Origin of the sequence: Paenibacillus tianjinensis (assembly GCF_017086365.1) — a bacterium.
GTDB classification, from domain to species: Bacteria; Bacillota; Bacilli; order Paenibacillales; family Paenibacillaceae; genus Paenibacillus_AQ; species Paenibacillus_AQ tianjinensis.
Map to the genome: position 1 here is coordinate 1,570,646 of NZ_CP070969.1, position 24,191 is coordinate 1,594,836.

General features: G+C 51.7%; 17 protein-coding genes. 12 read left to right on the forward strand and 5 right to left on the reverse strand.

The annotated features are described in order from the left end of the window. Nucleotides 1-162 precede the first annotated feature (162 nt). Together JRJ22_RS06865 and JRJ22_RS06870 are read left to right on the forward strand one after the other, a co-directional pair. On the forward strand, nt 163-4,539 hold the full coding sequence (locus JRJ22_RS06865; protein WP_206103802.1) for an AAA family ATPase: 4,377 nt from the start codon (nt 163-165) through the stop codon (nt 4,537-4,539). Between the two features lie 157 nt (nt 4,540-4,696). Continuing rightward, nucleotides 4,697-6,151 (forward strand): hypothetical protein, encoded by a 1,455-nt coding sequence (locus JRJ22_RS06870; protein WP_206103803.1) that lies wholly within the window; start codon nt 4,697-4,699, stop codon nt 6,149-6,151. Nucleotides 6,152-6,180: 29 nt separating this feature from the next. Here the strand turns inward: JRJ22_RS06870 and JRJ22_RS06875 are convergent, their stop codons facing one another. Together JRJ22_RS06875 and JRJ22_RS06880 are read right to left on the reverse strand one after the other, a co-directional pair. Next, nucleotides 6,181-6,531 carry a response regulator gene (locus JRJ22_RS06875; protein ID WP_206103804.1) on the reverse strand — a complete coding sequence of 117 codons (351 nt, stop codon included), beginning with the start codon at nt 6,529-6,531 and terminating at the stop codon, nt 6,181-6,183. A gap of 30 nt (nt 6,532-6,561) precedes the next feature. Beyond that, the gene (locus tag JRJ22_RS06880) at nt 6,562-7,767 is read right to left on the reverse strand and encodes a sugar efflux transporter (protein ID WP_206103805.1); all 1,206 of its coding nucleotides are present in this window, start codon (nt 7,765-7,767) and stop codon (nt 6,562-6,564) included. A 134-nt stretch (nt 7,768-7,901) separates the two neighbouring features. Between JRJ22_RS06880 and JRJ22_RS06885 the strand changes: the two genes are divergently transcribed. From JRJ22_RS06885 to JRJ22_RS06910, 6 genes are all read left to right on the forward strand, one after another. Further along, on the forward strand, nt 7,902-8,792 hold the full coding sequence (locus JRJ22_RS06885) for a helix-turn-helix domain-containing protein (protein ID WP_232381055.1): 891 nt from the start codon (nt 7,902-7,904) through the stop codon (nt 8,790-8,792). A gap of 116 nt (nt 8,793-8,908) precedes the next feature. After that, nucleotides 8,909-11,731 carry a glycoside hydrolase family 3 protein gene (locus JRJ22_RS06890; RefSeq protein WP_206103807.1) on the forward strand — a complete coding sequence of 941 codons (2,823 nt, stop codon included), beginning with the start codon at nt 8,909-8,911 and terminating at the stop codon, nt 11,729-11,731. Between the two features lie 283 nt (nt 11,732-12,014). Next, nucleotides 12,015-12,308: an immunity 53 family protein gene (locus JRJ22_RS06895; protein WP_206103808.1), complete on the forward strand. Its 294-nt coding sequence runs from the start codon at nt 12,015-12,017 to the stop codon at nt 12,306-12,308. Nucleotides 12,309-12,360: 52 nt separating this feature from the next. After that, the gene (locus tag JRJ22_RS06900) at nt 12,361-12,789 is read left to right on the forward strand and encodes a hypothetical protein (RefSeq protein WP_206103809.1); all 429 of its coding nucleotides are present in this window, start codon (nt 12,361-12,363) and stop codon (nt 12,787-12,789) included. A gap of 130 nt (nt 12,790-12,919) precedes the next feature. Beyond that, nucleotides 12,920-13,390, forward strand: coding sequence for a DinB family protein (locus JRJ22_RS06905; RefSeq protein ID WP_206103810.1), 471 nt, complete (start codon nt 12,920-12,922; stop codon nt 13,388-13,390). Between the two features lie 102 nt (nt 13,391-13,492). Next, a complete protein-coding gene (locus JRJ22_RS06910) occupies nt 13,493-13,933 on the forward strand; it encodes a DUF5680 domain-containing protein (protein ID WP_232381056.1) in 441 nt (146 codons plus the stop codon). A 118-nt stretch (nt 13,934-14,051) separates the two neighbouring features. Here the strand turns inward: JRJ22_RS06910 and JRJ22_RS06915 are convergent, their stop codons facing one another. Then, the gene (locus JRJ22_RS06915) at nt 14,052-14,441 is read right to left on the reverse strand and encodes a hypothetical protein (protein ID WP_206103811.1); all 390 of its coding nucleotides are present in this window, start codon (nt 14,439-14,441) and stop codon (nt 14,052-14,054) included. A 77-nt stretch (nt 14,442-14,518) separates the two neighbouring features. Then, nucleotides 14,519-15,799 (reverse strand): helix-turn-helix domain-containing protein, encoded by a 1,281-nt coding sequence (locus tag JRJ22_RS06920; protein WP_206103812.1) that lies wholly within the window; start codon nt 15,797-15,799, stop codon nt 14,519-14,521. Between the two features lie 117 nt (nt 15,800-15,916). Between JRJ22_RS06920 and JRJ22_RS06925 the strand changes: the two genes are divergently transcribed. Next, a complete protein-coding gene (locus JRJ22_RS06925; protein ID WP_206103813.1) occupies nt 15,917-18,187 on the forward strand; it encodes a glycoside hydrolase family 3 C-terminal domain-containing protein in 2,271 nt (756 codons plus the stop codon). 403 nt (nt 18,188-18,590) lie between these two features. Here the strand turns inward: JRJ22_RS06925 and JRJ22_RS06930 are convergent, their stop codons facing one another. After that, nucleotides 18,591-19,526 (reverse strand): MBL fold metallo-hydrolase, encoded by a 936-nt coding sequence (locus JRJ22_RS06930; protein ID WP_206103814.1) that lies wholly within the window; start codon nt 19,524-19,526, stop codon nt 18,591-18,593. Nucleotides 19,527-19,767: 241 nt separating this feature from the next. On the opposite strand from JRJ22_RS06930, the gene JRJ22_RS06935 reads away from it, so the two are divergent. From JRJ22_RS06935 to JRJ22_RS06945, 3 genes are all read left to right on the forward strand, one after another. Then, complete coding sequence (locus JRJ22_RS06935; protein ID WP_206103815.1) at nt 19,768-21,138, forward strand: glycoside hydrolase family 30 protein; 1,371 nt, start codon at nt 19,768-19,770, stop codon at nt 21,136-21,138. A gap of 117 nt (nt 21,139-21,255) precedes the next feature. Then, nucleotides 21,256-23,037 carry a sensor histidine kinase gene (locus JRJ22_RS06940; RefSeq protein WP_206103816.1) on the forward strand — a complete coding sequence of 594 codons (1,782 nt, stop codon included), beginning with the start codon at nt 21,256-21,258 and terminating at the stop codon, nt 23,035-23,037. After that, nucleotides 23,030-24,115, forward strand: a complete 1,086-nt coding sequence (locus JRJ22_RS06945) for a response regulator transcription factor (RefSeq protein ID WP_206103817.1) — start codon at nt 23,030-23,032, stop codon at nt 24,113-24,115. The genes JRJ22_RS06940 and JRJ22_RS06945 overlap by 8 nt, the downstream gene beginning before the upstream one ends. Nucleotides 24,116-24,191: the final 76 nt, after the last annotated feature.

Below are 24,191 nucleotides of genomic sequence, written 5' to 3' on the forward strand. Positions count from 1 at the left end.
TCATACAGGACAATTAAATTTATAATAACTAAATATTGTATACCTTAGCTTATACAGCGGATATGTTGGGCTAGTTAAACGTGTTAAGATAAATGCAACTATACCTGATGCAGGCAGCACTTGAGGAATCGCAACGAAGGATTGGGAGGAATCAATTACACAATGTCATTAGCAGACAGCATTAGGCTTCAGGAATTACTGGACGGAACGTGTATGGAGGTATCTTTCTTTTTAGAGTGTGCTGTGGCGTTGACGAAGCTGGTTCAGTCTGCACATCAGAAGGATAAAGTCATCGGCTGCCTGCAGCCTGGCGTACTGCTGGTTCACAGAGAGATGAAGGAAGCTTACCTGGCAGAAGAGGGCGGGGAGAATTATGCCTATCTGTCACCGGAACAGCTGAGCCGGAGTAATCCACTTCTGCCGGACAAGCGCAGCGACCTGTACACCCTGGGAATCCTGTTTTATGAGATGCTTACAGGCAGGCTGCCGCTGCAGGCCCGGCGTTTAGAGGAATGGATTCATGTACATATGGCTGTTGTGCCCGCACCGCTCAGCGGACTGCGGCCTGAGCTTGAGGGGCCGCTGGAAGAAATCACAGCGAAGCTGCTGTCCAAGTCCCCGGAGCAGCGTTATCAGAGTGCTTATGGGCTGCTGGCAGATCTGCGGCAGTGTATTTCATTACTCAACACAACAGGTGAAATTGAGCGGTTTGAGACCGGGCTGAAGGACAGGATCAGCCAGTTTCGGCTGCCGAGGCGTCTGTTTGGCCGGGAAGAGCAGGCAAGGGAACTAAGGGCTGTTGTTGAACGGGCTTCGGCCGGCGAATCGGGCTTTGTGCTGGTTACAGGCCGTGCCGGCAGCGGCAAAACCTCGCTTATTGGCGAGCTGCAGCTTTCGTTCACCCGTGAAGGCGGCAGGTTTATTACGGGAAAATGTGACTATATGAATAATGAGATTCCGTTCGCCCCTATACTGCAGGCTCTCCGCCGGCTGCTCCGGCAAACCTGGAGCGAGGCTCCGGACAAAGTGGAGCAGCTGAAAGCCCGGCTGCTGGAAGCTCTGGGCCAAGGCGCAGGGATCATCACGGAAATATTGCCCGAAGCCGTGCGGCTTCTCGGTACAATTCCTTTAGCTGAGCCTCTTCCTCCGGCGGAAGCCGCGCTCCGGTTTCGCCGGCTGCTGCCGGCGTTTATCGGGATGTTTGCCGGTGAAGGGCAGCCGCTTGTGTTATTCCTGGACGATCTGCAATGGGCCGACCCGGATACACTGGATTTTCTGAGGGTTTTTGCTGAGGTTGAGGTGACAAGCGGTATAGCGGTGATCGGATCGTTTCGTTCAGAAACGCTGGAGGAGCGGATGGGCAGCGGGGATCAGAATGGAGCCTCCACAGCTTGGCTTGAGCAGATGCTGGCTATGCAGCGCAAACCATCTTCGCCGCTTGTCCAGCATATAGCGCTTGAGCCGCTGAGTTACGTGGATGTCAGACAATTCCTTTCTGATATCTTTGAAGAGAACTCGGCGCGTGTTCGGCTGCTCGCTGAACTGCTATACCACCGCACCGGCGGGGACCCGCTGTACATGCACCGGCTGCTGGACAATCTTCACCGCGAGCAATGTCTATATTTTGATGAAGCGCGGGGGAGCTGGGAGTGGGACATAACGGCGATTACCGCCTTGCCGGAAGCGCCCGGGCTTCTCCAATTAATCGAACAGCGCATCCGGCTGCTTCCCGGAGATACCGTCGGCCTTCTGGGAATAGCAGCGGCGCTCGGATACAGCTTCCGCGTATCGGATATTGCTTCAATGAGCGGGTATTCTTTGGAAGATACGCTGGTGCTGCTCCAGCCTGCCGAGCTGGAAAGCCTGATCAGCCGGGAGGAGAGTTCCCCGGACATAGAAGCGGGCGGACTGGTCTATTCCTTTCTGCATGACCGGATTCAGCAAGCCGCTTATGGTATTGTGCCAGAGGAGGAGCAGGCCGGCCTGCATCTGGCTATCGGACGCAGCATGAGCCGCAGTACGGATAAACAGGCATATTCGGTATTTGACCGGGTGTATCACCTCAATCTGGGCTCCCCCAAGATGGATGACCGTGCTGAGCGCAGAGCGCTTGCCGAGCTGAATCTTCAGGCCGGCCTGAAGTCGAAAGCGACTACAGCGTTTGCTGCCGCATTATATTTTCTGGAGACAGGGCTGCATCTCCTGGGAGACGAAGAGGCTGTTCCCGGCTCGCTGCCCTACAGGCTGATGCTGGAATTGCCGGAATGTGAATATATCTGCGGGTATACAGAGCGTGCGGCGGCGCTGCTCGACCGGCTGATGGGGCTCACCGGAGACCTGCTCGAACGTTCTAATATCTACCGTATCCGGATTGCTATGTATGCTTATTTGAAAAAAGATGAGCTGGCTGTAAAAGTCGGGCGTAAGGCGCTCGCGGAATTCGGCTGGAAGCTGCCGCTCAGACCTTCCCATGCCGCCATTTTAAAGGAAGTGACGCTGACTCAAGCGGCCCTGTACCGCAAGCGGGATCAGCTTACAGCGCTTCCGGTGAACCGCGACCCCCACTATAAGGCTTTGTCTGACCTTATAATGGCCATTGCCAGCTCCGTATTTACGGTAAGTCTGGAGCTGTCGGCGGTGCTCTTTTCCAGATTCGTCCGCTATGGGCTGAAGGCTGGTAACAATGAAGCCTTTGCCTATATTCTTGCCGGCTACGGGCTGGTAATTCTGCGCAATAAAATGTCCCTTTATCAAAAAGGGAAGCTGTACATTGAAACGGCCAGCCAGCTGTCCGCTCCTTTTGAAAGTACAGATTTGTCGTGCCGCCTCGATTATATCCGTGGACTGGCCCGGCTGCAGCAGAATCCACAGGAGGCGGGAGATTATTTCCGGCAATCCGTCCAGCATGGCATGGAGGCGGCCAATCTGTCTTTTGTCAGTATTGCTATGCTGACCTCAACCGTTAACCACACGGGAAGTCTGCATTCCTTATCCAGGATGATTATGGAGTATGAGATTCTCTCGCGAAAGCTTGTGGATGAGGTTACGCTCAGCATTTTCCGGATTGCTAAAGAATATGTTGCACGGATGCAGGGAGATACCGGCTTTAGTATGGAAGCGGCTCTTCCGGTTCAGAACAATAGCCGTTCCGAGGAAAGTCTGAATAACGAAATCTATTATATCTGTACCTGTGAAACGGAGCTGGCTTATCTGGAAGGGAGATACCGGGACGCGCTTGTCTGGGTGGCTCAAGGCCGCTTCAACACCTTCCGGCAAACCCGGATGCAGGTGCACAAACAGCATATTTATCATGCCTTGACGCTTGCCGCCCTTTATCCGGACGCCTTGCCGGAGGAGCGCAGCAGCTTCCGCCGGCAGCTTACCAAACAGCTGGACTCCCTTAAACGCTGGACCGGATATTTCGGACGGGATTCATCCGCCTGCCTGCTGATTAAGGCTGAAATCGAACGGATTGACGGAAAACGGACGGCAGCAGCTAAAAACTATGAACTGGCCATTGCAACAGCACGGAGAGAAGGCAACGGGATGATGGAGGGAATCGCCTGCGAACGCTCTTCACATTTTTACAGAGCGGCAGGAAGTGTGGCTGGAGCAGACGGCTTCTTGGCTGATGCCTGCCGGGCCTATTCCCTGTGGGGGGCCGAAGGGAAGGTACAGCGGTTGAAGGAGCGTTATCCTGACCTGTCCTTGCCGTCTTTGCTGAAGGCAGGAGAGCAGGCGGCAGCAGAAACGGCTACAGCAATCATGGATAGAGAAGCTGTGCCGGAACAGCGCAAAGAGGCGCCGAACCGGTTCGACGGGTGGCCTGAGCCCATAGAACGCCTGGATAGAATCAGCAGCTTCCTGGAGTCGGCCGTCCGGTATTCGGGAGCAGTACAGGGATACGTGCTGAATAGCGACGGAAAGAATTTCACTGTAGCTGCACAGAGCGGGAACCTGGAGGCACGGGTGCGGGAAGATGGCACGGTATTCGCGGAGTCCGTTGTGCGTTATGTCGTAAAGACCACTGAGCCAGTGCTGCTCGCCGATGCCGGGCGCAGTTCTTTTGCCGCTGATCCCCACATCCGGAAGCATCCGGTGCTGTCGGTACTGTGTATGCCGATTCTTTTTCCGGGAGAAGCAATGACCTCTGTGCTATACCTGGAGAATGATCTGATTACCGGAGTGTTCACGCTGGATGGGCAGAACGTGCTTGATTTCATGATCGCCCGCATGGTGTACCTGCATTCGGTGCAGCGTGCCGGTCCGCAGGGAAATATCTATGGACAGGAGCCTGAGAGTGCACCGGCTGGACCTTTGGAGGATCCGGAGGATCCGCTGGTTGATTCACTAACCTACCGGGAAAAAGAAATCTTATATTCCTTATCAGACGGATTGTCCAACAAGGAGATTGCCGAACGGTTCGGAATTACGGAGGGAACCGTGAAGAGTCATGTGTTCCGGCTGTACGGCAAGCTCGGCGTCAAACGCCGGGCTCAGGCTATTGCCCGCGCGCGGGAGCTTCAGCTGCTGGATTAGCAATAAAATGGAAGAGTAACAGCCCTCTTATTGGTCCAGCCGGACCAGAGGGCTTATTGGTGTGCAGAAGCTGATTCTTTCATGAAATATATGTCATTGTCTGTATAATAAAGTCGATTTATAGTCTGATTAATATGATCAGAGAAGGAGAATGATTTTGGGCTATATTACCAGCTTTATCGCACTCGGCTTAACCTTTATTCTATTTTATTTTAATGCGCCTTATTGGTGTGGAAAAGAGATGTATAAGACTTCGGAAAATGGGCTATGGAGATGGTATTATCTTTTTTTATCGAAGATTGGCCATCTGTTATATATCTTATGTGAATCCATATCGAAATCGCTGCAGAAGTTTGTATTTAGCAAACTGAAGCTCCGGGCAGACAAAAGCTACCCCACACTTACGGTGTTGATCAATCTGATTACTTATATCGGTGCGATCTTCTTGTTGACTTTTGGCTATGAAAAGATTTGTGACAGCTTCGTTATCAGCGATGATGCAGATGTCAATACACTGATAGGCGGATCAGAGGGCTTCATTGGATATATAAAGGAGAAAATCAGTTTTATCAGAATCGTTTTTGAAGTCATTGCGAACCAGGGCGGCCACTTCACGGTTACAGATTTAATTAGAGGTGTTTTTGTAGTAGCCGTGATGTGGCTGCTGTTACTGCTGCTGAATACACTTTATTTTTCAATTATCTACGGTTTTCTGAAGGAGAAATTGAAAGAAGTGCCTCTTGGAGAGAAGTTGTTTGGGAGAAAGGAAGAGGATAGTAATGAGGCTGCTGGTGCAGGAGAGGGGCAGAACCTTCATAGCCTGTTAATCCAAATGAAAAATGCCATCAGGGATTGGGCAGATACACAAACTGTAATCAACAATATCTCCCAGTATCCTAAAGTGCTGTGGGTGTTTATTCCCCTGTTATTTATCTTCAGTTCTGTTATGTATCTCACCGGCATTTATAGAGCAAGCATGAAGAACACTCTCCTGGAAATTCTGGACTCCATCAATCTCGTCAATATAGCGATTTCTTTTATTTTTACATATGCGGGTACGAAAGCAGTACAGAAAAGCGGTGCCTATGCAGTCAGTGTTGCTCCCGAGGCAGTAAAGGTGCGCATCCAAAGCATATCGGAAAGTGCACAGCGGCGGGTGGATGTCATTTTAAGGGAAAGGGAACGCTGGGCAGCGGATCATGATACCGTCCAGAATGTTGTGAATCAGGGTCCACGGACTGCGAACAGACAGCAGCAAACGCCTCCACCGCCATCCCAGCAATCCCGACAGCAGCGACAGCGGCAAACGCCGCCGCAACCCCAGCCGGCGGGACCGGTGCCTCCGATGAGTCTTTTCGATGACGAGGTGCAGGCGAGAAGATATCTTCAGGATGAGTTTCGTTCTGTTATAGGAGACTTTGATGTGCGTGAATACACTGAACTGGTTAAATGGCTTAGCACTTTTATCCCGCCTACTATATTAAGAGAGAGCAACTCTTTTGGGACGGCAAAGCCGTTAATTGTTCAGGTGGCTAATTTTTGGCTGAATGATCCTAATCTGTTGAAGAGTGATTTGGTTGATAAAATTAACCAGTTAAGAAGAGGGGCATAACCTGGTTATTGCCCTAAGACAAGCTTCAGTTAAACGACGGCAGCCACCCGCAGCAGGACATTCTCAAGTTCAGCTGTATCAATGGGCTTCAGGAGAGAATCCATCCCGCCCCGGCAAAACGCATCCAGCACAAAGGCATGGCTGCTGGTAACAATGATCCTGCTGTGAGGGTAGGTTTCCTCCGGGATCAGGGACTCGCTGAGCAGCAGCAGCTTGGCGTCGGTCACAATAATATCCGGTTCATGCGCTGCGATCAGCTGGATCGCCCCCTGATCACAATTGGCCTCCAGAATGTCTTCATTCTTAAAAGACAGCTTCTTCAGCACCGGCTTCAGGGAATTGCGCACATGCGCTTTATCGTCGATAAGTATGATTTTCATAATAAGATTCCTCCTAGTCTGGATTGACCTTCAATCCGTGGCTTGCCGCTGCGGCAAACGCTGGGGAAGTGCCAAGAGGCCAATGGAGATGACCACCAGCAGCAGACAAGCCCAGTACGCATGACGGTAGCCGACCCACTGCGCGGCTGCTCCGCCCGCGAGGCTTCCGAAGAGTCTGCCGAGCGTTGTAGCGTTGGTATAGAGGGTGGAGGCATAGCCGGGGAGATCCGGCAGCAGATCCTGAATATAGCTGATTCCGATCGCCGAAATTACAGCTACGAAGAAAGCCAGCAGCACCTGCCCGGCGATAATCTGCCACAGCTCAGTTGAAGACAGCACCAGTACATAATAGGCTCCACCGAGAACAATTCCCCAGATCATTAGCAGACGATTGGAATATTTGGCAGACAGAACGCCGAGTACAAGCATGAAGGGGATCTCCAGCAGTGCGCATATACTGGATACCGAAGCTACATTCTCTGTACTGCCGCCTAAAGTGTTAATAATAAACAGCGAAATATTCAGGTTGTTCAGCCAATGCCCGGAATAGAGCAGTGTCAGCACAAGAAACGGAATAAGCACCCGCGGATTCTGATGCAGCTTAAGCTGCAGCTTGGGCTTGGCACGTACAGAGCCTGCAGCTGCCGGTACCGGCCGTTTCACGAAGAGAATCATCAGTGCTGCGTTGATGACAAAAATCAGAGTGGTTCCGGTGAAGATCCCCTGAAATCCGAAACGGCTGAGCAGAACCGCGCCGATCAGCGGGCCGGTGATGAAGCCCAGGGAGAACATGGAACGGAGCGTAGAATTGGCAAAAGCATGATCGGTGCTGCGGCTGGCATTGACCGCTTCACGCGCACTGGCGAACAATTGCGGCATGGCGGATGCACCAGCTGCTGTGAAAATAGTCATGTAGATCAGCAGCAGATAAAATTCATGGATAAATAAATACCCGGAAAAAGCCAGAGCGTTAAAAAACATGGCCGAAACCATGAGAGTCTTCCGGTTCATACCGGTGTCAGAACGCCCGGCAATGAGTGAGCTGACCCAGACGCCGCTGATCAGTGTGACGGCGGTGAAAATGCCAAAAACACCGGCAGATACCCCTAACTTAGTGGTGAAGTAGACAGCCAGAAACGGAGAGCTGATGGAAATGCCCATTCCCTGCAGGATCATGCAAATCATAAACGTGGTATAGCCTGGAATGCTGAAAAGCTGGCGGATGCGAATAGACATTGACGTAAATAATCTCCTTCGGAATTCTTTGCGGTATTCTCTTTGATTTGGTTATAGTATAGTTATTTACTTAAGATTAGTGAATGTTTTATCTGATTACAAACCTCTACTATTTGGCTGGGAAGGTGACAATTGTGGACTTGAGACTGCATGCCTGCGCGTATTCCTTTCATACACTTCCGTTCAAATCGACCTTTAGACCGCCGCCGTTTTATCTATTTCGGCTACAGGTGGTGGGGAGCTGCCGGGCGCTCGTTGACGGGAAAATGAGCCTGATTGAGCCGGGAGATTTGCTCATTTACCGTCCCGGAGATCCGTATTATCTGTCTGTTGAGGAGATTGACGGGAAGATTGAAAGCGGCGATTATTACCTGCTCTGTGAAGGCTCATGGATCGAGTCCTGGTGGGCTGCCCAGCCGCGGCAGACACAGCAGCGGATTCATCTGGATGCCGGGATGCTGTCACTGTGGCAGCAGCTCGGCCTTGAGCAGCACCGGATTGTGCAGCAGAATCCCGAGCTGATCCGCCATCTGCTCTGCGCACTCTGCTTATCGCTTGACCGCCTGCCGGTTGAAGCCGTTTCACGGCAGGACACCCCAGGGCGCTCCAATGAGCTGATCATGCGGATGAAGCGGTATATTAACGAGAATGCGCTGCAGCCGCTGCGGGTTGAGGATGTCGCGAATTTCGCCGGGCTGAGCGTCTCGCGGGCGGTTCATCTGTTCAAAGAGAAGACCGGATATACCATTATCCAATACACTCAGGAAATCCGTCTGTCTAACGCCCTGGAGCGCATCCGCTATACGGATTTAAGCCTGGAGAGTATTGCCGGCAATTGCGGATTTGGGACGTATTCGTATTTTCACAAGGTATTCAAGGCGAGATACGGAATAACACCCAAAGAAATCCGCAGCCGTCTGCTGGAGAGCGAACCGGAAGGTGACTATGTCATTACGAGCGGAAAAGAAATTAAGCTGACCGGCCTGTCCCTCGATGCCCTGAAGTTCCTCAAAACAGAAGAATAAATCTCTAATTTTGCACTGATTTTTATGTCAATTGTTCTGGTGTTTCTGAAAGCGGTTATCTTTTATGATGAAATAGGATGAAACCGTTATCATATAGACCGAAGGAGTGACTATGAATGGAAACCGCTACATATCCTTTTCAGCAGACAGACTTGCCGCTAAATGAGCGTGTGCAGGATCTGCTGTCGAGATTGACTTTGGATGAGAAAGTAAACCTGATGCCGCAGTATCAAGCGGCCATTGAGCGTTTGGGCGTAGGCGCCTATAAGCATGGTACGGAAGGAGCGCACGGCATCTCCTGGCTGGGCAAAGCAACCTCATTCCCGCAGCCGAGCGGTCTCGCCTGTACCTGGAACCCGGAGCTGATGAAGCAAATCGGTTCCGCCATCGGCGACGAAGCCAGAGCCTTCTATAAAAAGAATCCGACGGTTAACGGACTGACCCTCTGGGCACCGACAGTGGATATGGAACGCGATCCGCGCTGGGGCCGTACAGAAGAAGCTTACGGAGAAGACCCGGAACTGACCGGTCGGCTCAGCACCTCGCTGGTGCAGGGAATTCAAGGTGATCATCCGGTATACTTGAAAGCGGTAGCAACGCTGAAGCATTTCCTTGGCAACAACAACGAAATTAACCGCGGTGTGGACTCTTCCAGCATTGATCCGCGCAATATGCGTGAATATTATCTGGAAGCCTTTAAGCCTGCTTTCAAGGAAGGCGGCGCCCAATCGATGATGACCGCCTACAATTCGGTCAACGGTGTGCCGGTGATCCTGCATCCGGCGGTTATGGATGTGGTGAAGGGCGAATGGGAGATGGACGGATTTATTGTAAGTGATGCCGGCGATTTGTTCGGGATTGTCAAAGATCATAAGTATTACGAGTCCTTTGCCCAGTCCATGGCAGAGTCTATCAAAAACGGGATCGACAGCGTGACCGAAGAGACGGCTGAGACGATCAAGGTGATTCATGAGGCGCTGGCTGAAGGACTGCTGGCGGAAGAGGATCTGGACCGCGCGCTATTCAATACTTTCCGTGTACGTTTCCGTCTCGGTGAGTTTGATCCCGAGGAAGGCAATCCTTATGCATCCATCGATGACTCTGTTATTCTCAGCAAAGAACATAGCGAGCTGTCGCTTGAAGCGGCTAAGCAATCCATCGTGCTGCTCAAGAATGAGAAGGCTGCACTTCCGCTGAACCCGCAGGAGCTGTCCAAAGTAGCTGTAATCGGGCCGCTCGGCGATGAAGCCTTCAGAGACTGGTATTCCGGCACATTGGCTTACGGGGTCACACCGCTGCAGGGTGTAACCAAGAAGCTGGCCGGCAAGCAGGTGACATTTGAAAGCGGTGATGACCGGATTATTCTGACCTCGGCAGCCAGCGGCCAGGCTATTGGAATGACAGGAGAAGACGGCAGACTGGCCGTGCTGTATGACGTGCCGGAGCGCGGAGAATTGTTCCGCCATACGGCCTGGGGCTGGGCCGCCCATACGCTTGAAGCGACAAGCTGCGGGCAATATGTAACCCTGAATGATGAAGGTACGCTCACTGCCTCTGCTGATGAAATTTATGGCTGGTATGTGAAGGAATCGCTGAACCTTGTGCCGGGAGAAGACGGAACAGTAAGCTTACGCACCTGGAATGATAAGCCGATTTCGGTGTCCGAAGACGGTACGCTCCGTGCCAGTGAGCCGGAGGTCGATGCTAAGGCGCACACGTTCCGCAAAAACATCGTTGTGAATGGTGTAGAAGCTGCGGTTGAAGCGGCGAAGGCTGCTGAGGTCGCCGTCGTATTCGTCGGAAACCATCCGCTGCTGAACGGAAAGGAAGAGATCGACAGACCGGATATCGTGCTGCCGGAAGAGCAGGAGAATCTGGTAAAGGCTGTCTATGGGGCTAATCCGAACACGGTTGTCGTCATTGTCGGCAGCTACCCGATTACTTCGACTTGGATCGATGAGCATATCCCGGCGGTGCTCTATACTTCCCATAGCGGTCAAGAGCTGGGCAACGCGGTGGCCGAGGTGCTGTTCGGCGGCTACAGCCCGTCCGGCAAGCTGAATATGACCTGGTACCGTTCGGTGGACCAGCTTTCTCCACTGATGGACTACGATATTATCAAGGGCAAAAGAACATATATGTACTTTGACGGAGAACCGCTGTACCCGTTCGGCCATGGCCTAAGCTACGCGCAGGTTGCTTATAAGCAGCTGACGCTTGCGGCTGAAGAGCTGCAGCAGAACGATAGAATCAGCTTGAGTGTGGAGCTAGAAAACAGCGGAAGCGTGGACGGTGATGAAGTCGTTCAGCTCTACGTTCAGTCCTTGTCCACCCGGATCAGACGCCCGCTGAAGCAGCTGAAAGGCTTTGAGAAGATCCGCCTGGGAGCCGGCGAATCGCAGACCGTTTCGTTCTCCCTGCCGGTAGCTGAACTGGTATTCTGGGATGTAACCCGTGAACAATACTGTGTGGAAGACGGAGAATACAATATCCTGGTCGGCCGTTCCTCCGCTGACATTCAGCTGTCCGCCAAGATTAGAGTGCACGGCGATACAGTACCGGCCCGTAATCTTTATACTACAACCAAAGCAGAGAACTACGACGATTATGAAGGAGTCTATCTGGATGAGTGCAAGGCAGGCGGTGCTTCTGTTCATCCGGTTCAGGATGCAGCCTGGATCGCTTTCAATAATGTGCAGTTTGCTGAAGGAGCGGCAGCCTTCGAGGCGCTTGTCTCGTCCGTGAACGGCGGCAGTATTGAGGTCAGAACCGGCAGTCCGGCGGGTAAGCTTGCAGCAACCCTGGAGGTTCTGGCAGGCGGAGGGCTGCAGGAATGGCAGCAGCTGTCGGCAATAGCCGGAGTCGATGCCGGAACCACCGATATATTCCTGCTCTTTGCAGGCGAGGTATTGCTCAGCCGCTTCCAGTTTACACTGTAAATTCTGGCTGAATGGTACATGTTAAGCCCCGTCATTTCTGGTTATCAGAAATGACGGGGCTTTTTTAATGGTTTAAAGTTAAACTTAAGAATATACAATTTTAAGGAAAATAAGGAAAAGTGACGAAGGAGAACTAATGTCAAAAGAAGATAAAGTTGCAGACTGACGAAAATAGAGTGTTAGACTGACGTTGCTTCATTAGAGTAACTGGTGGATAGTTTTAATCAAGGATAGAATTACTGGTTATAGAAAAGTAAAGTTAATCTGAAGGAGCATGATTTATTTGAATTTATTAAAGTGGTTAGAAAGTTGGTATTTATCACAATGTGATGGGAATTGGGAGCACAGTTATGGATTGATAATTAGTACACTTGATAATCCCGGTTGGTCAGTGTTAATTAATTTGTTTGAAACGGATTTTGAAAACAAACAATTTGAATCTCTGATATTGGAAAGAACCGAGGACGATTGGATTCATTGTAGTGTGAAAGATGGATTGTTTGAAGGGTTTGGGGGTCCTACAAACTTAGAAGAAATCATATGCATCTTCAAAGACTGGGTGGAGGAGTTAAGCTAACAGAAAACATTCGTTTAATACATTCGTTTATTCAATTACCTTGGAGGTATCCATGAAAATTAATGAAGCGATGTCTATGCTATTGCCTAAAAACAAACCTTCAGGGGTTAGTGATAACCATGAATACACCCATTTTGTGGAATGGGATGGCTGTATTTTAATTAGCTGTTTTGCAAGAGATTTACCAAGTCGTTTCGATAAAAAAACTTACTCAGACCGTACTGAGTGCGAAACATCGATAAACCATTTACACTTGGAGAACCTCTCTATAGCATTAGGATTAATTGAGGTATGGGAAAAGACACTCCGACGTAACTTCCTAGGAAAAAAATCCAATATTGTAGTTACTTGTGAACTTGATGGTAAGGAAGCGGTTGCTCGTTTTTATCAGCCAAGACCGGAGGAAGTTGCGTGGGTGAATGAAGAAAATGATCTCGAGAGTTATAAGCATGAAGCAATACTTCTTCTAAAGGTGAATTAACCTCCAGTAATCATGAATTTTTAAGATATATAAGAAGAATAGTTTAATGATAGGATGAGAAAGGTTTATTACGAACTAATGTTCTGATATACTGAAATATATATAATAATACTACTAGAAGGAGTACTGTATGAACGCAATAGATTGCATAGTCTTGAATCTAGAAGAGGTCCGACGTAGAAGCATTATAGTATGGGAAAGCATACCTGAACATTATATGAACTGGAGACCAGATCCAGATGCCTTGAGCATCAAAGAGATGATCCGACATGTATTGGATAGCGAACATTATTACCATCTTTGCCTGTTAAATGAAGGAAGTCTGATTACATATGATTCACCGTACGAGAAACGAACGTTTACAACGCTCAAAGATGAACTCGATTTTTCAAGAACATACAGGAATGCTTTTATAGATAAGATAAAATCTTACGGAGAGGATGATTTATCACGAATTCAGATTGATCGGAGCGATGTCGGGTACATTCGTACATTAGGTGATATGCTTTTGAGAATTGCATACCATGAGGCTGTACATTCAGGTCAACTTTTAGATTATTTAAGATCTGCAGAATTAAAGCGGCCTAAGGTTTGGGATTAAGGGGAAACCTGAAGAAGACCATTAGGGACAAAAGTCATATTTATCCAGGAACGTATGTTCTACAATGGAAGGGTGACTAATAATTCCGGGGAGATGGTAGGTATGATGGAATTGATTGATTTTTTGCTGGAGGCTAAGAAAGCAACTTATGCAGGAGAGGGTCCGGAGCTGTCCCCGTCCCGCCCGTCATCCCATGATCTGGAGTTTACACGCGGGAATCTTCAGTACATCGATACTTATCTTGGGTCAGAAAAGTTTACCGGAGCAGAAGCAATATGGGAGAAGGATAAGCCGCTGTGGGCCATGAATTATGCAGGCCGTGTTACCGCTGAAGGTTTCAGTGGTGACTTCCTGAAGGAGGCTTTGCTGCATGTGCCGGCTGATCGGCCTTTTCGCGGGCCTGAGCAGTATAGTGATGGACATTTCACCTATACCTGCACTGTGAACGGGGATTTTGGCTGGTTCAACGGTGTTGAAGAAATCCGGGCGGGCGGCATGAAGGTGTATGAATGTATGTTTCATGGCGGCTGGATTAAGGAATAAATTCATGTCCAAAATAGTAAACCCGCCAAGCTGCATAGAATGCGGCCTGGCGGGTGTGTTATAGTGCAGAAGTTAAATGATGCTTCCAGTACTTAGCCTTGAGAGGTTACTGCCCGTGTTAATCCCCGCCGCCGCCTCCGCCGGAATCTCCGCCACCACCAGAATCTCCGCCACCGCCGCCGGAATCTCCGCCACCGCCGCCGGAATCTCCGCCGCCGCTGTCCCAGCCTCCGTGCCCGCCATGCCCGTGATCATGTCCGCCGCTCCAGCTGCTCCCGCCGTGGTTATGGCTGTGATGTCCGTGATGTCCGCTGTTTTTGCCGGTATCATCATTACGATTGCTGTCACCGGTGAAGAAATTGGGGTTCGCACCTGTATAAAAAAAATTGTCAGCAGAATCGCTTTTGCCTCCGTACCGATTTCTTCTGCGGCCTCTTCCATTATCACGTACAATAGCATGCACAATGATATACGCAACCACGCCAATAAAAATAATGCCTATGCCCAAGTAGGTATCGCTCCTTTTAGGAAATAGTGTGAGGAAATCTCATATTAATCATACCATAATTTTCAAGTTGCGTGTCCCTAAAGAAGATTCCCCTTTTCCAGCCTGTACTGCCTTGGCGTCTTCCCCGTATATTTCTTAAACACCTTGGTGAAATAACTCTGATCGTTAAAATGCAGCCGTGTAGCGATCTCTGACAGGGTGAGGCCTGGCAGCTCCATCAGGCGTTTGGCTTCCTCAATCCGCTCCCGCTGGATATAGTCGCTTATGGCTAGTCCGGTTTCTTTTTTGAACAATTGAGAAAGATAACTAGCATTCAATCCGGCAATCTCAGCTAGCTTGCTTAAGGGAAGCTCTTCATACAAATGGTTAAAAATATAGTTCTGGCATAGGGCTGAGGTGCGGGACAGCTTAGATATGCGGTTGTCGCGCACATGGTCGGCGAAATCACACAGGGCGGCGTTCAGTGCCCGGTCCACAGCCGGAATATCATTCAGCTCCTCGATGTGCTGGATATGGAAGTCGCTTAGGGTATAGGCGATTTCCCAGAACAGGCCGCCCTCAATCGCTGCGCGTGTCGCCAGGGTAATGGAGGAGACGGCCAGATTTTTTTTGCTGCGCAGCTGGCTTTTCTTGGACAACAGACCGAAGCTCTCTTCGGGAAAAGCAGCCTGGGCCCGCAGCAGTCCGGCTTTATCCCCGGTGGCAATATGGCGGAACATCTCCCGCTCCAGCATCGGGTCATGGTGCAGCCACACGTTCTCGCGCCGGTAAGATAGGTCCAGATCCGGTCCGTCACCGGGATGCGCAGCCGGCTCCGGATTGGGCGAATCCAGCAGCAGGTCCGTAACCGACAGCGCCTGCCCGGTGATAAGCGTGTACAGCAGCAGCGCAGCATGATACCATCTCATCCGGTTCAGTACAGGCAAGCTACGGTAGTACCGAATCCAGCTCTCCTGTTGGCTATGCGGAAGATTATAGTCGCGGAGCAGGCTTGCGGCCATCTCCTCCGTGATGGGAGCGGACAAGGAAGGGCCGAGCATGATCGTTCCGGCGGATTGTGCTCCCTCTGCAGGGAGGCGGAGCACGATGCAATTCTCCAAAAAACCGGTGGTGTGTACAAGCGGAAGCGGACTGTGGGCCTCAGCGCCTTGGGGAATACTGCTGCTGCGGACAACATCCATGATTTCCTCCAGCAGGCCCCTGCTGCCCGGATTGGCCGGACGTCCTTCTACAAGTGCAGGCAGTGTCAGGCGGATAGTGTCTTCTGCGTCCAGCCAGGTTACCTGTATCCGGTAAGCCTCATACAACAGCCCGCAGATATAAGGAATACCCTCGGCTTCTTTCAAGTCGTTTAGCATACCAACCCCTCTTTCTTATCCAATTAAAATACCAAAAATCAAAACAGAATGCCATAAATGCAGAGGGAAGTAAGTTAGAATGAGAAAAAGAAAACGCTATCTTAGGGAGGGCCCTTAATGACAACGAACATTCAACACCTCATTTCACAAATGACACTCGAAGAAAAAGCAGGACTATGCTCCGGATTGGATTTTTGGCATACGAAAGGAATTGAGCGGCTCGGCATTCCGTCACTCATGGTAACCGACGGACCGCATGGCCTGCGCAAGCAGCAGAGCAGCGCGGATCATCTGGGGCTGCACGACAGCGTACCGGCTACCTGTTTTCCTTCAGCGGCAGGACTTGCTTCCTCCTGGGACCGTGAGCTGATCGGCCGGGTAGGGCAAGCACTGGGCGCGGAATGTCAGGCGGAGAATGTTGCTGTGCTGCTGGGCCCGGGTAACAATATTAAGCGTTCGCCGCTGAACGGGCGGAACTTTGAATATTTTTCGGAAGACCCGTTTTTGGCCTCGGAGATGGCGGCAAGCCATGTGGCAGGTGTGCAGAGCCAGGGCGTAGGCACTTCGCTCAAACATTTTGCCGCCAATAACCAGGAGCACCGCAGAATGTCTGTTGATGCAGTCATCGATGAGCGGACCCTGCGTGAAATTTATCTGGCAAGCTTTGAAGGGACTGTGAAACAGAGTCAGCCTTGGAGTGTAATGTGTTCTTACAATCAGGTCAACGGTGAGTACGCCTCAGAGAGTGAAACTCTGCTGACCAAGGTGCTTCGCGATGAATGGGGTTTTGAAGGGTTTGTCGTATCTGACTGGGGTGCGGTGAATGAGCGGGTGAAGGCGCTGCAGGCCGGGCTGGAGCTGGAAATGCCGTCAAGCGGCGGGATCGGCGATGCCAAGATTGTAAATGCGGTAAACAGCGGTGAGCTGTCCATGGAGACTTTGGATAAGGCTGTGGAACGGCTGCTGGGCTTTATTCTCAAAAGCGTGGAAGGCCGCCGGAAGGATGCCGCCTTTGATGCTGAAGAACATCATGCGCTGGCGCGTGAGGTGGCACGGGAGAGCATGGTGCTGCTGAAGAATGCGGACGGTATGCTGCCGCTTGCCAAGTCCGGTACCATCGCCATTATCGGTGAATTCGCCAAGAAGCCGCGTTATCAGGGCGGCGGCAGCTCGCATGTGAATCCGACGAAGCTGGATGATGCTTTTGCGGAGATGCAAGCCGTTGGCGGAGATGCTGTTAGCTTCTTGTATGCGCAGGGATACGAGCTGGCCAGCGATGAGATCAATGAGCGTATGCTGCAGGAAGCCCGGGACACAGCGGCAAAGGCGGATACGGCCGTGCTGTTCCTTGGCTTACCTGACCGTTACGAATCCGAAGGCTATGACCGCACCCATCTGTCGCTTCCGGCCAGCCATAAGGCCTTGATCGAGGCGGTAGCGGAAGTGCAGAGTAATGTTATCGTTGTGCTGAGCAATGGTTCACCAGTGGAAATGCCGTGGCTTCCGCAGACCAAAGCGGTGCTGGAAGGCTATCTGGGCGGACAGGCTTTTGGCGGCGCGGTTGCCGATCTGCTCTTCGGTGCAGTAAGCCCGAGCGGCAAGCTGGCGGAGACCTTCCCGCAGAAACTGAGCGACAATCCCTCGTTCCTGAACTTCCCCGGTGAAGGAGATAAGGTGGAATACAAGGAAGGGCTGTTTGTCGGCTACCGTTATTACGATAAGAAAGAAATTGAGCCGCTGTTCCCGTTCGGCTTCGGGCTGAGCTACACTGAATTCGAGTACAGTGATTTGCTGCTGGATAAGAGCAGCATCGAAGATACAGATACTGTACAGGTTACGGTTAACGTTAAGAACACCGGCAGCAGACCCGGCAAAGATACGGTGCAGCTCTATGTCAGCGATGTGGAGAGCAGCGTCATCCGTCCGCTCCGGGAGCTGAAGGGTTTTGCAAAAATCGAACTACAGCCGGGTGAGGCACGCGAGGTTTCCTTTACGCTGAACAAGCGCTCGTTCGCCTACTACAACGTGCAGCTGGGCGATTGGCATGTGGAGAGCGGAGTGTTTAACATTCTAGTGGGTGCGTCTTCGCGCGATATCCGTCTTACCGCTCCGCTGGAAGTGAAATCGACAGTACGCCTTGCCGCGAATTTCCACCGGAATACGACGGTAGGCGACCTGCTGGCCAATCCGCTGACCGCAGACAAGGCGAAGCACTACAGCAGCATCTTCGGCCTCGAAAGCGCTATGGAGGATAATCCGGAAATGTTCCTCGCTATGATGAAATATATGCCGCTGCGGGCACTGATCGGCTTCGGCCAAGGCAGATATACCGAGGAGAACCTGGCAGAGGATCTGCGGGAATTGAACGCACTGGCCGGGCAGGAATGAGTTTTGGCCTTCAGTAACAGGAGGTTCGATATAGGCTGAATGTTGCAGCTGACGACAACTCCATGTCTGATGAGTCAGCGGCGGTTGGAGTCATTGTATTTACTGCAATAGAAAGGTTCAATATCCTGAGGTGAATAGCCTTCTATTGTATTTCATACATTAGATTTCCTCGTTTCGGGCTAAATCATCGTTTTCAACCAATTCTAAAATCTATATCGGCATATAGTTGAGCTCGATCCTATACTAAGCTTCTCGGGACATATATCATGCTTCACCCGCAGGCACTGCTGATCGCAAGCAGCAGTGCCCACAACACACAGAGCAGCATTTCTCTGATAACCGGAGAAACGCTGCTCTGTAGTTTTTTCTCTCCATGGTGCCCAGAGGGCTGTCTTGGCTGTCTTTAGAATGACCTGTTCAGCAGAAACTCCAGATTGCGGTAATATACGCCAGTGGCGTTCCAGTCCCGGTAAGCTTCCGGCACCGGAATGCCCGCGGCGTCCGGCTTCGGCTCCAGCCCTCTATATTGTTGACTGACAGCCAACAAATCCCTTATGTATTCCTGCATATATTTGATGCTGCCAGCATCGCCTACGGGACCATGTCCTGGTACAATCTGCTTAGCTCCTAACTTCTCCAGCGCGTCCAGCGCGTTCAGCCAGCTGTGCGGATCTCCGTCTGTGAACAGCGGATGATTCCGGATGGCGATAACATCTCCGGCGAAGACGAGGGAATCAGCAGGGGAGTAGAGAATCGAATCGCATTCCGTGTGTGCCCGCCCAAGGGACAGCAGCCGGACACTTCTTTTGGAGCCATGGAGGGTCAGCTGATGTTCATAGGTAAGCTCCGGATAGGTGACGGCGAGTGTCTCTATCGATTCCCGGATTTCCAGGAGGTAGTTATGTTCACTAGCCAGCCGCAGCCGCTTCTCCTGCTCAGGCTCAGAAGATAGCTTGGCGGCGGCTTCGGCAATGTCCGCTTCCAGTTTCGGCAGCAGCGGCGTCATCCGGGTCAGCCACTGGGGCTGTGTTTCCTGCATCAGCTCCCGGGCTCTGCTGGAAGATACAATCGTTTCGCCGGTGAAAAACTGATTGCCGCGGACATGGTCCCCATGCCAGTGGCTGTTGATGACATAACCGATAGGCTGGTCAAAGAGGTGCAGCGCCGCTTCGCGCAGGTCTTTGCCAGCCTGGGGAGTGTTAAAAGTATCGAAGATCAGCGTAAATCCGCCCATATCCATGATGCCTGCATTGCTCATGGCCCCGCCCTGTTCCGTGGCTATCAGTGCATAAATACCTTCAGCCAACGGGTGAATGCTGAAATGCCGGGAATGAAACATAATTTGACCTCTTTTCATAAGTAATGAATTCATAATATTTCCAATTGTCTTTGTACGTGAGCATAACGCCGTTCGTTTCATCCGGCAAGATTAAAATAATCCAATCCCCGGCTGCCGGATTGTCCAATCCATCTCCAGCACATTAGAGATATAATGTAAGCGCAAACATTCCGGTGCAGGCTATATCTGCTGCATGAGAAGAACTGTGAACCCTATTACCGTAAGGAGTGAAAATAAACAGATGACAAATACACAGCTTCGATGGTTCGCAAGTACAGAACAGGCAGCATGGGTGGAGCAGGAAGCTCCTGGGCCGAACGGATCTGATAAGTCCGATGGCCCTGCCAAGGCCAATAAGCCCAATCTTTCAATCACCGCCGACCAGCATCAGATACTGGAAGGCTTCGGCGGCTGTTTCAATGAGCTGGGGTACGAAGCGCTGCTGACTTTGCCGGAGGAGGAACGGGCCAGGGTGATGCACGCGCTGTTCCACCCGGAGGGAGAGCAGCGCTTCAGCATCTGCCGGCTGCCGATCGGCGCCAGTGATTATGCGCTGGAATGGTACAGCCATAATGAGACCGACGGCGATTATGCGATGGAGCATTTCTCCATAGAGCGTGACCGGAAGTTTCTGATCCCCTATATCCGTGAAGCGCTGGCGCTGAACCCGGAGCTGAAGCTGTTCGCTTCGCCCTGGAGTCCGCCAACCTGGATGAAATCCCCTAAGGCCTACAACTACGGTACGCTGCGCTGGGAACCAGAGAATCTTGCGGCTTATGCGCTGTACTTCGTCAAGTTCGTGCAGGCTTATAAGGAAGAAGGGATCACCATTCATCAGGTGCATGTGCAGAATGAAGTGGTGGCCGACCAGAAGTTTCCTTCCTGTGTCTGGACCGGAGAGCAGCTGCGCGAGTTCATCCGTGACTATCTGGGCCCTGCCTTTGCAGACCATGGATTGGACACAGAAATCTGGCTGGGCACCATCAATGTGCCGGAGCCCTGGGATGAATGGCTAAAGCATAAGTCCAGCGACCATGACGCTTTTGCCGGTGTTGTGCTCGGTGATCCTGAGGCTTACAAGTATGTTAAGGGGGTCGGTTATCAGTGGGCAGGCAAGCATGCGATCCAGCGGACCGCCCAGAGCTATCCCGAGCTGCGGTACATGCAGACCGAAAATGAATGCGGGGACGGGGAGAATACTTGGTTTTATGCAAAATATGTATTTGGTCTGTACCAGCATTATTTTACGAACGGCGTGAATGCCTATATCTACTGGAACATGGCGCTTGCCCCGAAGGGACGGAGCACCTGGGGCTGGGAGCAAAACTCGATGCTGACCATTGAGCCCGGGCAAAACACTGCCATCATCAATCCGGAATATTATGTGATGCAGCATTTCTTCCGCTTCGCTGCGCCGGGTTCGGTGCGGGTGGGGCTTAAGGGACCCTGGAGCGGACATTCGGTGGCCTTCCGCACACCGGACGGCGGGGTAACGCTGGTACTGGCCAATCCCTACAAGGAAAAACGTATGCTGCACTTGGACAGCGGCTCTGTAGAGTATGCTTTTGAGCTGGAGCCGGAATCCTTCCATACGATCGTGCTCGGCCCATAGAAGGCACAACATTTCTGAACTAACGTCCGCTATCCGGGGCGTTAGTTTTTTGCTAATATGAATCCATTCTGCGATGGGCAGACTATGAATACTGAAACCGGGAGGTTAGCTAGAGCGATGTTCACGAAATGGATGATGAAACTGATAGAGCCTTTCCGGCGAAGTATCCGCAATAAGCTGATGCTGACGATGATTATTCTTGCAGTAGTACCGATCGTTACCATCACCGGCCTGGCCGCAGAGAACAGCCGCAGGTCGATGGAGGCTGAGGTCATCAGCACGAATCTCTCCAATATGAAATGGACCGGAATCTATCTCGGGGACCAGTTCGCCCAGCTTAACAATCTGATTTATACCGTGCTGATCAGCCCGCACCTGAGCGATTATCTTGCAAACGCCGAGGAGCCATCCCTGTCCAGCCAATTTGCCGCGCAGAAAAATATTATAGACACTCTGACCAATCTGTTCTACTCCGCAGGCAACCATGTGATCGGGGTGGAGCTGTACTTGAAAGAGTATGACAAGCTGTTCACAATCAATGCCTCGCAAAGTGATATCGAATCACCCGGCGCTATCCCGGCCCCATACAAGCTTCTGTTTGACCAGGATAAGGATTTCATGATTACTTCGGACAGCCGCGATGACAGCAAGTTCCAGCTCGTGCGGAGCATTAACCGGTTTGAGAATCAGGAAAAGCTTGGCGGCATCTCGCTAGGCATCCGCTGGGGGGTACTCGATCAGACCCTGAATCTGCTGGGTCGCGGCAGCGACCATACGGTATTCATTGCCGGTGCGGACGGTGAGGTGCTGTATCAGCCCTGGGGAGACAGCCCGTCCAAGGATACGGTGAGCCGGGTAGCCGGCACGCAGGAGACTCAGGGATATTTCCGCAGTGACCATGGATATGTGTTCTACAATACGATAGATCCGGTTGGCCTTAAGCTGGTCACCGTGATTCCGAACAGCTCGATCAATGAAAGTGCGCTGGCGACGATGAATTTCGGGCTAATTGTCGGGGCGGTCTCCGTCGCCTTAGCTATTCTGCTTGCGGTGCTGCTGGCCTGGCGGGTAGCAACGCCGATTGTCAGTCTGACCCGGTCGATCCAGGGCTTCGGTATGATGAAGGAGCGGGAGATGAAATTCAGCAGCCGCATGGATGAGATAGGCTTCCTGGAGACGAAGCTGTACCAGATGTCGCACCGCATCCGCGAGCATATCCGCACGGAGTATGTGATCAGTCTGGAGAAAAAGAGTGCCGAGCTCAAAGCGCTTCAGGCGCAGATCAACCCGCATTTTCTGCAGAATACGTTGCAGATGATCGGCAGCATGCTGTTCAAGAACAGCCCGGCGGAGAGCTATGGTGTGCTGAGATCGCTCAGCGATATGTTCCGCTACATCATTCGCGAGCCTGAAGACCTGGCCCCGCTGCAGGCAGAGCTGAACCATCTGAATAATTATATGCAGATTCAGCAGCAGCGTTTTGCCGCCCGGCTTGACTACAGCATCACCGTGAATGAGGACACAGCCGGCAGCCTGATCCCGAAGCTGAGCCTGCAGCCGATTGTGGAGAATGCTTTTTTCCACGGCCTGGAACAGAAGACTGGACCCTGGAAGCTGGAGGTCCTGGTAAAGCGTGAGGGACAGAACACGGTTATTATGATCCGTGATAACGGGATAGGCATGCCGCCGGACAAGCTATCGGATCTGCAGGGAAGGCTGCAGCTGCGAAGCGGCGGGCTGTGGACGCACGGTGAGCGGATCGGGCTCAGCAACGTGGCTTCGCGGATTCATATGCATTACGGCGAGCTGTACGGAATCCGCGTGGAGAGCAGTCCCGGAGAAGGAACAACAGTGACGGTAACAATTCCCTTAGAGAGGAAGGTGATGGACCATGCATAAAGTGCTGCTGGTGGATGATGAGAGCTGGAACCGTGATATTGTGCGGACGTTCGGAGCCTGGGAGGCCCTTGGGCTGGAAATAGCCGGCGAAGCAGAGGATGGTCAGGAGGCGCTGCGGCTTGTAAGCGAGCTGACGCCGCAGATTATTATTACCGATATGCGCATGCCCGGTACGGACGGCGTAATGCTGATGAATGAGCTGCATGCACGGTTTCCTGAGATCAAAGTGATCGTGATCAGCGGATATGACGATTTCAAATATGCGCAAAGCGCAATCCGTTACGGGGCAATGGATTATCTGCTGAAGCCGATCGACCCGGCGGAATTGAATGCTGTGCTGCGCAAATGCGTCAAGGAGCTGGAAGAAGCATTCAGTATACCGGGGGGCTACGCTCTGGACCTGGGTGTATCCTTCTCGCTGGCACAGCACAAGCAGCTTATAAAGGTGCATTTCAACGAGCTGAACAGCGAAGGGGTGAGCTCTGTTCTTGATGCCGTCGGCAAGGAATTGGAACAGGCAGGGGCCGGCAAACCGGGAGCTCTCCGGCAGGCGGCTGGTGAAATGCTGCTGCTGCTGAAGGAGCTGATGCACGGCAACGGGCTGGAGGACGACGGACTGGTAACGGAGCTTCCGCAGGAGGTGCTGCAGTCCGGCAGCAGCATGATTGCTTTTCTCAAGGGACTTTATACGGCGGGACTTGAGCAGCTGATCGGCCAGCGGAAGTTCAAGAACAAGCTGAATCTGGAAGAGGTCAGGCAGTACATCGACGCCCATTTTGCTGAAGCGGTGACGCTGGAAGCACTGGCGAGAGCCTTTTTTGTCAGCAAGGAATATTTAAGCAAGGTCTTTAAGCTGGAGTATGGCTGCAATGTCACGGATTATATCCTGCATCTGCGCATGGAGAAGGCGAAGGCGTGGCTGGCGGAGGAGAGCATTCCGATCAAGACGGTGGCAGAGCTGTCCGGATACGAGGATGTGGGCTATTTTTACCGGGTATTCAAGAAGCATTACGGCATCGCTCCGGGTGAAATGAGGAAGCAGGGCGGCGGTTTAAAAATGTCCAATCCCAAAGGGTAATTCCGTCCAATTAAACGCTTTCATAAAATAGATACAATGAAAGCGTAAACAAAACAAAGACATTGGGAGGTCTTAC